This is a genomic window from Alphaproteobacteria bacterium (genome assembly GCA_016699735.1).
GTDB lineage: Bacteria > Pseudomonadota > Alphaproteobacteria > Micavibrionales > Micavibrionaceae > JAGNKE01.
Genome location: CP065008.1, coordinates 68,178 through 83,360, shown reverse-complemented (window position 1 = coordinate 83,360; position 15,183 = coordinate 68,178). Strand labels below are relative to the sequence as shown.

General features: G+C 56.1%; 10 protein-coding genes. 7 read left to right on the top strand and 3 right to left on the bottom strand.

What is annotated here, in order from left to right:
- The first annotated feature begins 79 nt into the window (after positions 1-79).
- Positions 80-2,065: a hypothetical protein gene (locus IPN28_00405; protein ID QQS57316.1), complete on the top strand. Its 1,986-nt coding sequence runs from the start codon at positions 80-82 to the stop codon at positions 2,063-2,065.
- A gap of 86 nt (positions 2,066-2,151) precedes the next feature.
- On the opposite strand, the gene IPN28_00400 is transcribed toward IPN28_00405, so the two are convergent.
- Together IPN28_00400 and IPN28_00395 are read right to left on the bottom strand one after the other, a co-directional pair.
- Positions 2,152-2,298 carry a hypothetical protein gene (locus IPN28_00400; protein ID QQS57315.1) on the bottom strand — a complete coding sequence of 49 codons (147 nt, stop codon included), beginning with the start codon at positions 2,296-2,298 and terminating at the stop codon, positions 2,152-2,154.
- Between the two features lie 249 nt (positions 2,299-2,547).
- Positions 2,548-2,943 (bottom strand): hypothetical protein, encoded by a 396-nt coding sequence (locus IPN28_00395; GenBank protein QQS57314.1) that lies wholly within the window; start codon positions 2,941-2,943, stop codon positions 2,548-2,550.
- Between the two features lie 114 nt (positions 2,944-3,057).
- Here IPN28_00395 and IPN28_00390 point away from each other — a divergent pair, with 114 nt between their 5' ends.
- Together IPN28_00390 and IPN28_00385 are read left to right on the top strand one after the other, a co-directional pair.
- Positions 3,058-4,368, top strand: coding sequence for an adenosylhomocysteinase (locus IPN28_00390; GenBank protein ID QQS57313.1), 1,311 nt, complete (start codon positions 3,058-3,060; stop codon positions 4,366-4,368).
- Positions 4,369-4,512: 144 nt separating this feature from the next.
- Complete coding sequence (locus IPN28_00385; protein QQS57312.1) at positions 4,513-6,837, top strand: PAS-domain containing protein; 2,325 nt, start codon at positions 4,513-4,515, stop codon at positions 6,835-6,837.
- 7 nt (positions 6,838-6,844) lie between these two features.
- Here IPN28_00385 and IPN28_00380 read toward each other — a convergent pair whose 3' ends face one another.
- On the bottom strand, positions 6,845-7,270 hold the full coding sequence (locus IPN28_00380; GenBank protein ID QQS57311.1) for a hypothetical protein: 426 nt from the start codon (positions 7,268-7,270) through the stop codon (positions 6,845-6,847).
- Positions 7,271-7,316: 46 nt separating this feature from the next.
- Between IPN28_00380 and tsaE the strand changes: the two genes are divergently transcribed.
- Genes tsaE through addA form a run of 4 tightly spaced genes read left to right on the top strand, consistent with a single transcriptional unit; the run spans position 7,317 to position 15,154 of the window.
- A complete protein-coding gene (tsaE, locus tag IPN28_00375) occupies positions 7,317-7,769 on the top strand; it encodes a tRNA (adenosine(37)-N6)-threonylcarbamoyltransferase complex ATPase subunit type 1 TsaE (protein ID QQS57310.1) in 453 nt (150 codons plus the stop codon).
- Positions 7,762-8,526 carry a nucleotidyltransferase family protein gene (locus IPN28_00370; GenBank protein ID QQS57309.1) on the top strand — a complete coding sequence of 255 codons (765 nt, stop codon included), beginning with the start codon at positions 7,762-7,764 and terminating at the stop codon, positions 8,524-8,526. Before tsaE ends, IPN28_00370 begins: the two co-directional genes overlap by 8 nt.
- Entirely contained in the window at positions 8,523-11,534 is a 3,012-nt protein-coding gene (gene addB / locus IPN28_00365) for a double-strand break repair protein AddB (protein ID QQS57308.1), read from the top strand. Before IPN28_00370 ends, addB begins: the two co-directional genes overlap by 4 nt.
- On the top strand, positions 11,531-15,154 hold the full coding sequence (gene addA / locus IPN28_00360) for a double-strand break repair helicase AddA (GenBank protein QQS57307.1): 3,624 nt from the start codon (positions 11,531-11,533) through the stop codon (positions 15,152-15,154). The genes addB and addA overlap by 4 nt, the downstream gene beginning before the upstream one ends.
- The last annotated feature ends 29 nt before the right edge of the window (positions 15,155-15,183 follow it).

The following is a 15,183-nucleotide window of genomic DNA, read 5'->3' as shown; positions in this document are numbered from 1 at the left end:
AATTGGCTTTTCTTTTCTCCCTAATCTGTGCTATTTTGCTTATGAAAATGATATAATTCGTACTTTCGCGGGTGATTCGATGACCGAACAAGATGGCCATATCAAGGGGAAGTTTGCCGCGAGCAACGATCCTGCCGTTCATATTCCGGCGCGGGTCAATCTCAAGACCGTAGGTGTGGGCAAAACCTATCTCTTCGAGGCCGATCTCATCCCCGTCACAGACGGTCACAAGCTTTTTGGTTGTGACGCCTTTGAATTCGCCAAAATGGAAAAGCCGATGCAGGAGGCGGTCCAGATGGCCTTCGTTGCGGAGCAGACTGCGGTTTATCTTGAAGCCCGCAAGCTGCAGATTTCCACCTATGAAAAGTATCATCATTATGTCTGCGAGAATATGTATGTGGAGCAGGAGGGCGACGCCGATTTCGTTGCTCAGATGGATGTCCTGGTTTGCCAGGATGAGGGGACCATGAGAGAGATTATCGGTGAAATTCACAAAGGTAAATCCGCAGAAGCGGCTGCGGAGGCTGTTTATAGGCCCAAAATGAACCGTCTTCTGGCCTTGCCGGATACGGAGGAATACGCAGCCATAAAACCAAAGGCCGAGTTGCTCCGGGATCACCTCATCGTTCTCCAGCACCATTTGCACCCGACGAAGGAATATACATCCCTGCGTGACGCGCCGGATGGTGCCGTGGTCGTCGCTAAAACGATTCCGCCCGCCGAAATGTTCAGTTTTGTGGACAGACAGACGGGCGGGTTGCGCCTTGCCGGGGCCGTTCTGACCGAGGCCAATCCGAAGGGGCATACCGGGCTGATGGCCAAGTCTCTCGGCGTTCCGGTTGCCTTCGTCAATCCAGAGCATATGCCTACCATGAAGTTCGGCTATGACGCGGTTATCGATGGGTCTTCGGCCAGCGGCGCCCTGATCTTGCATCCCAGTGCTGCGGTTCTGAACGAATTTACACGGCAAAGAGATATTCTGGCCCAGAATGCCGAGGCGCTGGCGCAGCGCCATGATTCTTCGCGGCAATTGCGGACCCTTGACGGTACGCCCGTTCATGTCTTCGGCAATTTCGGAGCTTCGCCGGAAGTGCCTTCTTATAGAAAAGCCCGCGTAGAGGAAATCGGTTTATTAAGGATCGAGATGGCCCTTAATCTGCGGACAGATTCAGCTCCGGAAATCGACGAAGATCAGTGGATGAAAATTATTGAGCATAATCTTAGGGAATGCGCGGGCGGGGATGGTTATGTTCGCGCCACTATACGAACTCTTGATATTGCTGGAGACAAGGCCGGAAAGTTTGCTGGAAAATCCAACGAGGAAAAGGCGGCTTATGAGTTAAAAGTCACGCGAACCCAGATGGGTTCACTGGCGCGGCTTAATCATAAGCTGGAGCAAGAGGGACATCCCGGAAAAATCAAGATCATGATTCCCATGATCGCCAGCCCCGACGAGATGAGCGAATATCAGCAGATGATGGATGAGATTGCGGCCGAACGCAACGTGCCGACGATCAAGCTGGGGTGTATGGGTGAGGTTCCTGCGCTTTTCGATAAACTCGACAAGCTGGATGTCGCTTTCATGTCGATCGGGTCGAACGATTTGATTCATTTTATTCTGGAAGCCGACCGTTACAGCGCCGGAACGGCCTCGTTCTATGATCCTACGGATCCGTCAGTCCTGATGGCTCTTGAGAAAGCAGCCGTTTTTGGCAAGGAGAAAGATATTCCGATCAGTCTGTGCGGCGATATGGCTTCGGAGGCCCGGTATGTGCCGCTGGTGATCGGAGCGGGGATCATGAATCTCTCCTGCGCCCTTAACAGCGCCCCGGTGACCAAGGAGATTGCCAGCCGCATCGACGTGAATGAGGCCCGAACGCTTTTTCAGTTGCTGAAGGATACCGATCGCCGTGCGGACCGCGAGAGAATCCTTGATCATTTTAATGCCACGCGCCTAGGATTGTCGCCTGAAGGGAAGCTTGATATGGACTGGTCAGAACATACAAGGCGGGATTTTGCGCCTAGTTCCGCATTGCCGGATCGTGAGCCGGGTGCGCCTGCGTGAGGGGTGCGTCCTCACGTTTTTTTGAAGGATCGGACATAAAAAAAAGGAGCCTTGGAGGCTCCTTTTTGTATTCTTTATGCAAAGACTTACATGTCTTTGTGCATGCCGATATCGGTAGTCAGGTTCAGACCTGCATCGAGGTTTGCGCCTGTGCTTGCAGATGCTGCGAAGCGGCCACCGATTCCCTGTGCGGTCAGGGGCTCTGCTGCTTGTCCGAAAAGTCCTGTTATCATGTTTGACACCCTTTCTGGTTTAAAACGTCCGTTGTTTGTTGGAAACAGGCTAAACGTGCGATCCTTAGCGGATCAACTGTTTCTGGTCGCCCAGCCTTATTTCTACACTCAGAGTAATTGAAAAGGGGCGGGCTTGTCAAACATTCTTTCCTCCCTAAGGATAAAATTTTTCTTTCAGGAGGTCAGGTTATGGTAAGAAAATTGCCTTTAGACGCAACTATTTAGGGAATCAGCATCTTTTGGGGGCGATCAGATAAACTTGCGCTTGTCGTGGAGGACGCCGCGGCGAATTGTGAAGACGGCATTATCGACGGAGACGCCCTTGCCCTTATAGTCCTTGAAGATGATCTTGGTCTGGTCGGCGGACTGATCCTCCGGCATGACGGTGAAGAGGACGCGGGTGCTGCTCATCTTCGAGAGATCCTTGACGTCCTTCTTGCCGTTGAGGAGGAGGACGAGGTTGCCCATCTTGAGTTCGGTGAGTTCGGGGTCTTCCTCATGGTTCAGGAGGATGTATTCGCCAACGGGGACGTAGGCGTTGTTCTTGGGCATCAGCTCAAAGATCTGGTAGGCCCGCTTCATCATCGGGTTGGGCTTATAGATGAAGCGCGGGCGCTCAAGCTGTTTGTTAAAATCAATTTCCATGGGGTGCATATTAACACTGGTTTTTCTTTAAAAAAACGCTTATTTTCCTGTGATTCTAAAGAAACCGCTTGGCCGCCCCAAAATCCTGCGGCCCTTATAAGGAGAACCCTCGTTATGGCTACACAGCCCAAGACCGTTCAAAATGACTATAAAGTCGCCGATATCAAGCTGGCCGAATGGGGCCGCAAGGAGATCAATATCGCCGAGAGCGAGATGCCCGGCCTGATGGCCACCCGTGAGGAATTCGGCAAGAAGCAGCCCCTGAAGGGTGCGCGAATCGCCGGATGCTTGCACATGACGATCCAGACGGCGGTGCTGATCGAGACTTTGACCGCTCTGGGTGCGGAAGTGCGCTGGAGTTCGTGCAATATTTTCTCGACGCAGGATCATGCGGCGGCGGCGATTGCCGCTACGGGCGTTCCGGTGTTTGCCTGGAAGGGCATGAACGAGGAAGAATTCTGGTGGGCGATCGACAAGACGATCGAAGGACCGGGCGGATGGGTTCCGAACATGATTCTGGACGATGGCGGTGATCTGACGCTGCGGATCATCGAGAAATTCCCGAATCTGATGAAGGACATCAAGGGTATTTCGGAAGAAACAACCACCGGCGTCCTGCGTCTTTACGAGATGGAGAAGAAGGGCAAGCTGACCGTTCCGGCCATTAACGTCAACGATTCGGTTACGAAGTCGAAGTTTGACAATAAGTATGGTTGCCGCGAGAGCCTCGTGGATGCCATCCGCCGCGCCACCGACGTCATGATGGCCGGAAAAGTCGCCATGGTGTGCGGATTTGGCGATGTGGGCAAAGGCTCGGCCGAATCCCTGCGTCAGGCCGGGGCGAGGGTCATCGTTTCCGAGATCGATCCGATCTGCGCTCTGCAGGCGGCGATGGAAGGTTATGAAGTTGCGACGATGGAAGATTCTATCAAACGCGCCGATATCTTCGTGACCGCCACGGGCAACAAGGACATCATCACCGTGGATCATATGCGGGCGATGAAGGACCGTGCGATCGTGTGCAATATCGGGCATTTCGACAACGAGATCCAGGTCGAGGGTCTGCGGAACATGAAGTGGACCAACATCAAGCCGCAGGTGGACGAGATCGAGTTTCCGGGCGGGAACCGGATTATCCTGCTGGCCGAAGGGCGGCTGGTGAATCTCGGATGCGCCACGGGCCATCCGTCGTTCGTCATGTCCGCGTCGTTTACGAATCAGACGCTGGCGCAGATTGAGCTGTACACCAATCCCGGCAAGTATGCAAACAAGGTCTATGTCCTGCCCAAGCATCTGGACGAGAAGGTCGCGGCGCTGCACCTCGAGAAGGTTGGCGCGAAGCTGACGAAGCTTTCCAAAGAACAGGCCGATTATATCGGCGTCGATGTGAAGGGGCCGTTCAAGAAGGACGAGTACCGTTACTGATCGGTTTAGCGTTTCAAAAGATTTGGCGGGCGCCCTTGCGGGCGTCCGTTTTTTTCTGGGGGTGGAATAACCCACAGGCGCGGGTTGATGTTTTGGGCTTTTCGCTTGTCAGGGCCGTGTCCGGCTCCATAAAATCCGCGTATCGTGAGCACACATACCGACCCTAAATCCACGGCCTTTCAAGGCCTGTTCGGTGCGCTGAGCGGCAGCAAGAAGCTGCAGGCCGAGAAAGCGCGGCTGGAGGCGTTTCTGGCCGCGGTGCCAGGCGAGTATTGCGGCATCTCGCGGGATGGGAGCATCGTTTACAGCAAGGGATTCTGCGTTCTTCTGGGGCTGGAGCGGGTCATGAACCTCACAGATATCCAGAACCAGCTCACACCCAGCGATGCGGCGGCGCTGGAGGGGCTTTACACGCGGCTGGCGGAGGATGCGATTTCCTTTACACTGAACGTGCAGGACCATCCCGGCAGGCGGACGCTCAAGATTGCGGGTGTGCGGGGCGTGGATACGGAGGATCAGGATTATTTCAATATCCTGTGGCTTGAAGATGTTACGGAGCAGTACGAGGCGAGCGTGACGTTCGCCGAGGAGCAAAAGGCGCAGTTCGAGGAAATCGAACGGTTGCAGGACTCTCTCGACGGGTTGCCGTTTCCGGTATGGATCCGTAACGCGCAGCAGGAGATTTTGTGGGTCAACGTGGCTTATGCCAAGAAGACCGGGGCGCGGCCGAGTGAAATCCTCTCGCAGCAAAAGGAAATCGCGCAGCAACCGCGCAAGAAGAAGCCCGGAGCCAAGGAAGGATTGCTTGGGTCTGAGCTTGCGAAGCAAGCGCTTGAGAGCGGCGTTACGCAGGCGACCAAAGCGCACGTCGTTATCGGCGGGAATCGGCTTCTGGTGCGGGTGACGGAGACGCCGCTTAAAGCGCAGAAGTTGACGATGGGCGTGCTTGAGGATCTCTCGCCGGAGGAGGCGCTGGAGACGGAGCTGAAAAATTTTCAGGAGGCGCAGAGGGGGCTGCTCGGGCAGCTGCGCTCGGCGGTGGCGTTTTACGGGCCGGAGCAGACGCTGGAGTTTTATAACACGCCGTTCGCCCAGCTCTGGACTTTGGAGGAGGGGTGGCTGAATACCAAGCCGAAGCTGGGCGATATTCTTGAGAAGCTGCGCGAGATGCGTCGCCTTCCGGAGCAGGCGGATTTCAAGAAATACAAGAAGACGTGGCTGGATAAATTCACCGACCTGATCGAGCCTTATGAGGATATGCTTTACCTGCCGAACGGCAGCGCGATTCGTATGCTCATGGTGCCGCAGAAGGCGGGCGGGCTGATGATGAATTTCGAGGACGTCACCAGCCGACTGGAACTGGAATCGTCCTATAATACGCTGATTGCGGTGCAGAAAGAGACGCTTGATAACCTTGCGGAAGGTGTGGCGGTGTTCGGCGGGGACGGGCGGCTGAAGCTGTGGAATCCTTCGTTTGCGCGGCTGTGGGGGTTGCATCCCGAGGATCTGGAAGGGGAGCCACATATCACGCGGATCGTGGAGAAGATGAAGGGATTCTTCGATGCTTCGCAATGGGAATCGACGCGGGATGCGCTGATCGGGCTTGCTCTTGAGCGCACGATGCATGAGGGGCGGCAGAAGCGGGTGGATGATTCGCTGCTGGATTTTATTACCGTGCCCTTGCCGGACGGCGGGGTTTTGGTCACTTTTACTGACGTGACCGATTCCGTGCGGGTGGAGAACGCGCTGCGGGAGAAAAATGCTGCGCTGGAGGCGGCGGAAAAGCTGAAGCTGGATTTTCTGGCCAATGTTTCGTATCAGCTCCGCACGCCGCTGAATGCCATCATGGGGTTTAACGAGATTCTGGATCAGGAGTTTTTCGGGGGGCTTAACCCCAAGCAGAAGGAATATACGCGGGATATCCGCGAATCGAGCGAGCGGCTGCTGGCGCTGGTCAACGATATTCTCGATCTTTCCTCTTTCGAGGCGGGATATATGGAGTTGCAGATCAGCCGGGTCGATATCCGCGGGATGCTGCAGGCCATCGTCGATCTTGTCGAGGATTGGGTGCGCAAGCAGGAGATCACGCTTGTGCTTAACTGCCCGGAGGGGATCGGAAGCGCGGAGATTGATGAAACGCGCATGAAGCAGGCGGTTCTCAATGTCGTGCAGAACGCGCTGGCGCATACGCGCAGCGGTGGGCACATCACTATCAACGCGCAAGCGGATCAAAAGACTCTTGTCCTCACCGTTCAGGATAACGGCGTGGGGATTCCGGCGGCGGAGCAGTCGCGGATTTTGCAGCCGTTCGAGCGGATCGAGAGCCAGCAGGCGGGGCGGGGAGTCGGGCTGGGACTGACGCTGGTGCAGAATATCGTGACGCTGCACGGCGGGGATTTCAGACTCGAGAGTGCGCCGGAGAGGGGAACGACCGTGACGCTGCGGGTTCCTTTGTCTCAGAGTCCCTGAGGCTTTTTCATTCGAAACATTCGGCCCAGATTTTATTGCCGCTGTCGTCGGGCAGGCGTTCGCTCTTGATCAGGATTTCGCCTTTTTGGACACTGGTCTTGCAGGAGAAGACAGGGATCAGGGTACGAATCACCAGCTCGAGCTTGCGTTCGGGGAAGAAGGGACCGTAGGAGCAAAATTCCGCGGCATCGAGAGGGAAGCCCTTTTCGGGATCCTTCGCGCCCGCCTCGTCGAGGCGGAAGTTGGAACGGTGGCGGGCCTGCGTTCCGTCTTCGGCGGTGTAATAGTCGGTGACGAAATTGCCGTAGACCTTATGCGGGGCCGTGTTGCGGACGGTGAAGCAGATTGGTTCGTTGAGGATTTCCTGCGCCTGCGCTTCCTGTCCGAAGGTGCAGCATAGAAGCACAAGCAAAAAGTAATGCTGGATTTTCATACTCCATTTTAGCATTGTTGGAGGCCTGCAACCAAGCGTGAAGTTCATGATTCCCGCGGCTTTAGAACAAATTTCGACGAACGAGGCGGAAACCGAGGCCTTTGCCCGCTCGTTCGGCCGTGCGCTTGGGGCTGGAGATGTCGTCTGCCTGCGGGGGACACTGGGCGCCGGAAAAAGCGTGTTCTGCCGCGCCCTGATCCGCTGCCTTTGCGGACTTCCCGATCTTGAAGTTCCCAGTCCGACCTTTACACTGGCACAGATCTATGAGGGGCATCCGGGGCAGAGGTTTCCGATCTGGCATTTCGATCTTTACCGCCTGACTTCCCCGGAAGAGATTTATGAAATCGGCTGGGAGGAGGCGCTGGGGCAGGCGCTCGTGCTGATCGAGTGGCCGGAGCGGCTGGGCGCGTTGTTGCCATCTCGCCGGACGGATGTCACACTTGAGGCCGTTCCCGGAGGGGCGAATCACAGGCAGATCAGGATCGAGCGTCATGAGTAAAATCATCTTCCGCCCCAGCAAGGCTTTCATTCTCGCCGCCGGACGCGGCGAGCGGTTGCGCCCCTATACGGATCAGTGTCCGAAGCCGATGGTTGAGGTCGCGGGGCGGAGTTTGATCTGGCGGATTCTTGACAAGCTGCGCGCCGATTATGTGGACACGGTCGTCGTCAATCTGCATTACAAGGCGGATATGCTGCGCGAGCATCTGGAGGAGTATTGTCTGAACCAACCTGGCGGGCATGGGTTGCACCTGCTTTTTTCGCATGAGGAGGCGTTGCTGGATACGGGCGGCGGGATCAAAAAAATGTTGCGGGTGTTTGGGGACGATCCATTTTATGTCATCGCCGGGGACGCGCTGTGGACCGATCCGCCGCTTGAGAGTGCCCTGGCGCGGCTGGCGCGGCTGTGGGACGGGCAGGCCATGGATATCCTGACGCTGATGCAGCCTTTGTCGCGCATGGTTTTGACCGAAGGCGCCGGGGATTACGATTTGCTGCCCAACGGGCGGGTCCGGCGCAGCAAAAACAAGAGCGGCGCCTTTATGTGGACGAATATCCGGCTCAATCATCCGCGGATTTTTCAAGATGCTCCCGAGGGTGCGTTTTCCTTCCTTGATCTCATGGACCGTGCGGAGGCGGAGGGGCGGTTCTTTGCGCTTGAACATGAAGGCGACTGGCATCATATCAGCCGGCCTGCCGATCTGGAGAGTGTGCGCCGGGCCTTCGAACCACCCGAATCGAAAAAGACCAAGGCATGAGCGGGGGTACGGACAGACAACGGTCCGTTTTTACCTTTGCGCCGGGTGCGCCCTTTGCCAAAAGTCTAGCGCAGCTTTTGCTCGACGAGACGGCGGGCGATCCCGAAACACTGGCGCGGTACAAAGTCCTGCTGCCGACCCGGCGGGCCTGCCGGACGGTGCGGGAGAGTTTTTTGCGGCTTTCCGGCGGGGCGCCGATCCTTCTTCCTGCGCTGCTTCCCATCGGCGATGTGGATGAGGGCGATCTCTCCTTGCAGATGTTCGGGGCGGACGGGCGGTTTCTTAATATTCCTCCGGCCATGCCCGCGCTGCGGCGGCAACTCCTGTTGGCGAAAATGCTGCAGGCGGGGGGCGTTTTTGCGGAAGGACGTGAGCAGGCGTTGCGGCTGGCTGATTCTCTCGGCACCTTTCTTGACGAGATGATTATCGGCGGAAAGGATTTCAGTGCGCTCTCCCGTCTCGTTCCCGAGGAATTTTCTGCACACTGGCAGATTTCCCTGAGGTTTCTTGAAATCCTTAGCGTTCATTGGCCGAAGATTATCGAGGAGAGCGGCATGATCGACGCCGTTCATCGGCGGAATCTTTTGTTGCGGGCTCTGGCGGATTACTGGCGGGCGTTTCCGCCGGACGGACCCGTCATCGCCGCCGGAACGACCGGATCGATCCCTGCGACCGCGCAGCTTTTGCGGGTGATTTCCGAACTGCCGCAGGGGCGACTGATTTTGCCGGGGCTTGATTTTGACCTTGATGCGGAGAGCTGGGAGAGTCTGGATGAGTCGCACCCGCAATATCTCATGAAGGTTTTGCTTATGACTTTGGACGTTTCGAGGGAGGCGGTGGGTGTGATCGGTCAAATTCCCGAAACGGCCGGTACCGGGCGAAACGATCTCATCCGGGAAATCATGCGTCCGGCCGCGACGAGCGGCCAATGGATTCATTTCGGGGACAGCGTCCGGCGGCTGGGGACGGCGGCTAGCCTTCTTGATGGACTGCGTCTTTACACTTGCGATACGCCGCAGGAGGAGGCACAAGTTGTTGCCCTGCTCATGCGCGAGGCTCTGGAGGCGGACGGGAAGACCGTGTGCCTGATCACCCCCGACCGCGGGCTTGCACGGCGCGTGGCGGCGCATTGCCTTCGCTGGGGAATCGCGGTCAACGATTCTGCGGGGGAGAGCCTGAGCGCGACGAGTGTAGGAATTTTTTTATTCCTCGTGCTTGAAGCGGCGCACAGGCGGTTTGATCCGGCGGCGCTCCTTGCGCTGCTCAAACATCCTCTTTGCGGTCTGGGAACTGAGCGGGCGGAGATGGAAAGGGCGGTTGGGTCTCTGGAACGGTTCTTTTTTCGCGATGAAGAGCATCGGCCACATGCTCTTCATGATCTGGCGAATATAACCTCTAAGTCTTCGTATAAGGATGTTGCGCGGATCGCGCAGATTCTGAGCGATATTTTTGCGCCGTTGACTGCGTTCAGTGATGGCCAATCTTATGATTTCGCAAAAATTTATGAAGCACATATTCGAGCGGCGGAACGACTCTCCGATCTTCCTGATCTGCCCGGAGACTTGCGTCTCTGGTCAGGGGAAGCGGGGGAAGCAGCGGCCCATTTTCTGTCTGAATTGCTGGGCGAATCTGAACAAATCGACCCCTTAAGTTTTGCGGATTATGTTTCTCTGCTTTTTGTTCTGGCGCAGCGGGTTACCGTGCGACCCCGTTATGGCCTGCATCCGCGGCTGTCGATCCTCGGGCAGCTTGAAGCGCGGCTGGTCGATGCCGATCTCGTGATACTGGGCGGGCTGAACGAGGGAACCTGGCCGACGGCTTTGCGCCACGACCCCTGGCTGTCCCTGCCGATGCGTAAGAGTCTTGGGTTGCCGGGGCCGGAACGGTTCGCCGGGCAGGCCGCGCATGATTTCGCACAGGCTTTCTGGGGGACCGAGGTCGTTCTCACCCGGTCACGCAAAGTTGATGGAGCGCCGACCGTTCCCTCGCGCTGGCTTCAGAAAATGGGGGCCGTGTTGCAGGCCTGCGGCGCCGATCATTCCGTTCTATCGGGCGGGTCGCATCTGCGCTGGGCGCGGATCATGGACGATGCGGTGGACGTACGTCCTGTCTCCCGGCCTTGCCCGCGGCCTCCAGTCTTTTTACGTCCCTCGCGGGTTTCGGTTACGCGTGTGGACGGATGGCTGAGTGACCCGTACGGGCATTACGCACGGTACGGGCTGGGTCTCAAAAAACTGCCGCCCTTAAGGGTCGAGAGCGATCATGCGCTGCGCGGGCAAATTCTGCACAGGGCTTTTGAGACGTTTCTGGGCGCTTATCCCGAGATTTTGCCGCCGGACGCCGATGGTCTTTTTCTTGGCCATCTTCAGAAGGCGGCTGCTGCCCTGCTTCATGAAACAGAAACGCTTCAATTCTGGATCACTCGCATGGATGATCCCGTTCGCCGCATTATGGCCCATGAGCGGATATGGCGCGAAACTTCAAAGTTTCTGGCGACAGAGGCGTTTGGGTCTTTGATTCTGGATGTCGGCGGTCAGCCGTTTACACTTTACGGGCGGGCCGACCGGATCGACCGCAGATCAGACGGTTATGCGCTGATCGATTATAAATCCGGGGGAAGTTTCAGTTCACAGAAACTTCAAAACGGCGGTCTTCCGCAACTTCCCCTTGAAGCGCTTATTCTTGAGCGGGGCAGCTTCAGACGTTCTGACCCGGGCCTACAGGGTTCAGAAACCTTCCGCGGGCGGTCATCCTATCTGGGTTACTGGATGGTCAATGCGGGACGCAAGGAGGAGTTTACCGCCGCTGTTGAGGGCGATTTGACGGCGCTGATTACGCTTGTTGAAGACGGACTCAAAGGGCTTGTTGTGCATTACCGTAACGAGAAAGTGGCTTATGTCAATCTCCCCGATCCAAGGCGGATGCCACGCTATAACGATTACCTTCATCTCGCCCGCGTCAGGGAATGGTCGGTTGCGGATTCGGATGCCGAGGAGGTAATTTTATGAAATCCGCTGCGGATCGTAATAAAATAAATGTGAACTCTGGAGCCTCTTCCGAGACCTTACCGGATGATCCAAGCGCTGTGCAGAGAATCTCTTCAAATCCCACGGAATCCGTATGGGTTAGTGCCTCAGCCGGGACCGGAAAAACGAAAGTTCTGACCGATCGGCTTCTTCGTCTCATGCTGCCCCGGCCGGACGGGATACCCGGAACGGAACCTCATAAGATTTTGTGTCTGACTTTTACCAAGGCTGCGGCAAATGAGATGACACTTCGTCTTTTTGATACGCTTTCTCGGTGGGCTGTTATGCCTGAGCGAGCCTTATCAGACCCGGCGGTAGAGAATTTGACGGATGTTCTGGAGCGACTGACCGGGGAACCACCCACGCAGGATCAGGTGCGGTCGGCCCGACGGCTTTTTGCAAAAATCCTGGATGCGGCTCTTGGCATCAAGATCATGACCATCCATGGATTCTGTCAGTCTGTTCTCTCGCGCTTTCCCCTTGAAGCCGATCTTCGCCCGAATTTTGACGTTCTTGAACCCGAGCAGTCACTTGAGTTGATCGCCCAGGCTCAAACAGATATCTTTCAGCTTGCCGCGAGCAGCGATTATGCCGGATCGCCCTTACAGAACGCCATGATCGCCCTGAGCGCCGAACTCAGTGAAGACCAGTTTATTTCATTGGTCAGCGCGGTCAGCTCAGAGCGATTTCAACTTTCGAAAACTCTTGGGGGCCGACAGGATGCCGAGGCTGTGTATGCTGAAATCTGCCGTTTTTATGGTGTGGTTCCCGGGCAGAGCGCACAAGATTATCTTTCGCAGTCCCTGGTTTTTAGCGCCGATCGCGAAGTGCAACTGAAGAGCGTAGCGGCGGTGCTTGTCAAAGGGAAAGATACAGAGCGCCGGAAGGGCCAGCAGCTTTTATCCTGGTTATCAAAACGTCAGAATGAGAGGATGGAATCGTCGCAGGACTACTTCAGCGTGTTTTTGACCCAGAAGGGTACGATCGCTATCGGCGGTTTTCCTTCTAACGACACAAAAAAGCGATTTCCCGAGGCCGAGGATATTTTGAGGGCTGAGGCTGAGCGGGCTCTCATATTTTTTGAGTCGCTCAAAAAAATAAAATGCGCGGCACTTTCGCGTGATTTATTTACGCTCGGGCAAGCCATCGTGGATCGTTATGAAGCCCTTAAACAGGCCCGCGGGTCTCTTGATTATGACGACCTGATCCTTAAAACCTGCGATCTTTTAAGCGGACAAACCTTACAGTTCAAGGATTTGCGCGAAGAAAATTCTCAAGAGGCTCTCGAGGTTACACCCTGGATCATGTACAAGCTCGATCAGGGGATCGACCATATTCTGGTCGATGAGGCGCAGGATACGAATCCCGAGCAATGGCAGGTCATTTCAGCTCTCAGCGATGATTTTTTTTCTGGTAAAGGCGCACAGGACATCAGCCGTACGTCTTTTACCGTCGGCGATATGAAACAATCGATCTATTCATTTCAAAGAGCCGCGCCGGAGGCTTTTAGCGGTATGCGGGATATTTTTCGTCAGAAAATTCATGATTTCGGCCAAACAATGCTGGAACTGCCCCTGCAATTTTCTTTCCGGTCCACACAGCCGATACTGGATGTCGTCGATTCCGTTTTTGCCCGTCAGGATCTTTGCGAGGCGCTCGGTGGAGATACGGTTCATCACGTCTCTACTCGCACGGGACAGGCTGGACTTGTTGAATTGTGGCCTATTCTTGAGCAGGAGAGGAGCCAAAAGCTGAATTTCTGGGATCCTCCCGAGGATGTTTATCCAGGTGAGCGGGCGTCCACCCGCCTTGCCCAGAAAGTCGCCGATCACATTCATGGATGGCTCACGCATGGAGAGGTTCTGGAGTCTTATGGCCGAGCCGTGCAGCCCGGGGATATCCTCATCTTGTTCCGTACGCGTATTGCTTTGGCTGATGAGATGATCCGCGCCCTGAAACAGCACGGGATTCCGGTCAGCGGCGCGGACCGGATGGATCTGGGGGCGCAGCTGGTCGTGCAGGATTTGCTGGCCACCGCGAAATTTTGTCTTTTGCCCTCCGACGATCTTAATCTGGCCTGTCTTCTCAAATCGCCCCTGATCGGATGGAGCGATTCGGAGCTGTTCAGCCTAGCTACTGACCGAACTGGTAATTTATGGTCAGAATTGGTTCATTTCGGATCGCGTACGTATCACAGGCTTCTTGACGACCCGAAGGGCATCACCCCGGAGAATGCCGAATGCGTCCGCCAATATTTATCGCAACTGCGATACGATGCCATGAATGTCGGTGTCTACCGTTTTTTTATGCGGGTTCTAACTTCTGTCTGTCCGGCGGATCAGATGAGTGGGATGAAGGCTATCCTGTCGCGTCTGGGGGAGGATGCCCGCGATCCGATCGAGGAGTTTTTAAACGCCGCGCTTAATTTCGGGAAAAACCATAAAGATTCCCTTGAGCTCTTTGTGGCCCATTTCGAATCTCTTCATACAGAAATCAAACGCGAGATGGAGGAAGCAGGGGGGCAGGTGAGAATCATGACGGTACACGGGGCGAAGGGGTTGCAGGCTCCGATTGTCATTTTGCCCGATACGGTGCCGTCTCCCAACAGCCAGAAAGTTCCTATGCTGCTCTGGCCCGACAAAACCGGATTGAATTTTCCGCTTTGGGCGCCCCGTGACGACGATGCTCCTCAACAATACAAAGAGAAGCGCCAGATTCTGGAGAGTGCGCTGGATGCTGAAAACAACCGATTGCTTTATGTCGCCATGACGCGGGCTGCGGATCGGCTGTACGTCTGCGGCTTTAAGGGAAGCCGGACCGCAAAGCGGGAGTCCTGGCACGATAAGGTGAGGATGGGGCTTCAACGACTTGAGGGCGTTGAGATTCTTGGGGATGGGTGGCTTCGTTATGCGCGTCATCAGACGGCAAAAACAGGCGATAAGATTAAAGGCCAGATGATCGGTTCTACGGATCATAGCGACCCGCCGACATGGGTTTATCAAGCGGCGCCGGGAGAGCCCGAGCCGCCGCGGCCGCTCGTGCCGTCGCGGGCGAATCAGGAGGAGGATCATTTTCCTGTGCTTTCGCCGCTGGAGGCCGGGCAGGGTCTGCGTTTCCTGCGGGGTAATCTTACGCACAAGCTGTTGCAGTTTTTGCCGTCCTTTGCGCCGAAGCGGCGGGAGACTGCCGCGCGGCGCTATGTTGAGACGTACGGGGCGAATTTGTCAGAAGAGCAGCGTGCCAGCGTGGTTTCCGAGGTTTTGATGCTCATGACCGATCCGGTCACGGCGCCGTTTTTCCTGGCGGGCGGGCTTGCTGAAGTGCCGCTGACGGCGCTTCTGGAGGGCAACCGTATTCTCAGCGGGCAGATTGACCGGCTCGTCGTGCGTGAGGAGAGCGTGTGGATTCTGGATTACAAGACGAACCGACCGCCGCCGCAGGAGGTTTCCGGGGTGCCGCGGATTTATCTCAAGCAGATGCGGGCGTACAGGGATGCGGTGCGAGCCATTTATCCGGCAAAAACGGTTATCTCCGCCCTGCTGTGGACGGATGGGCCGCGGCTGATGATTCTGCCTGACCCGGAATTGGACAAGGTCATCTAGGCCGATTTAAGGGTCATTTTTGGCCGATA

Bases quoted from the DNA above. Each gene is read 5' to 3' on its own strand.
- IPN28_00380 (QQS57311.1), bottom strand. From the start codon at position 7,270: ATGAAAATCCAGCATTACTTTTTGCTTGTGCTTCTATGCTGCACCTTC.
- IPN28_00405 (QQS57316.1), top strand. From the start codon at position 80: ATGACCGAACAAGATGGCCATATCAAGGGGAAGTTTGCCGCGAGCAAC.
- IPN28_00390 (QQS57313.1), top strand. From the start codon at position 3,058: ATGGCTACACAGCCCAAGACCGTTCAAAATGACTATAAAGTCGCCGAT.
- IPN28_00400 (QQS57315.1), bottom strand. From the start codon at position 2,298: ATGATAACAGGACTTTTCGGACAAGCAGCAGAGCCCCTGACCGCACAG.
- IPN28_00395 (QQS57314.1), bottom strand. From the start codon at position 2,943: ATGGAAATTGATTTTAACAAACAGCTTGAGCGCCCGCGCTTCATCTAT.
- addA (QQS57307.1), top strand. From the start codon at position 11,531: ATGAAATCCGCTGCGGATCGTAATAAAATAAATGTGAACTCTGGAGCC.
- IPN28_00370 (QQS57309.1), top strand. From the start codon at position 7,762: ATGAGTAAAATCATCTTCCGCCCCAGCAAGGCTTTCATTCTCGCCGCC.
- tsaE (QQS57310.1), top strand. From the start codon at position 7,317: ATGATTCCCGCGGCTTTAGAACAAATTTCGACGAACGAGGCGGAAACC.
- addB (QQS57308.1), top strand. From the start codon at position 8,523: ATGAGCGGGGGTACGGACAGACAACGGTCCGTTTTTACCTTTGCGCCG.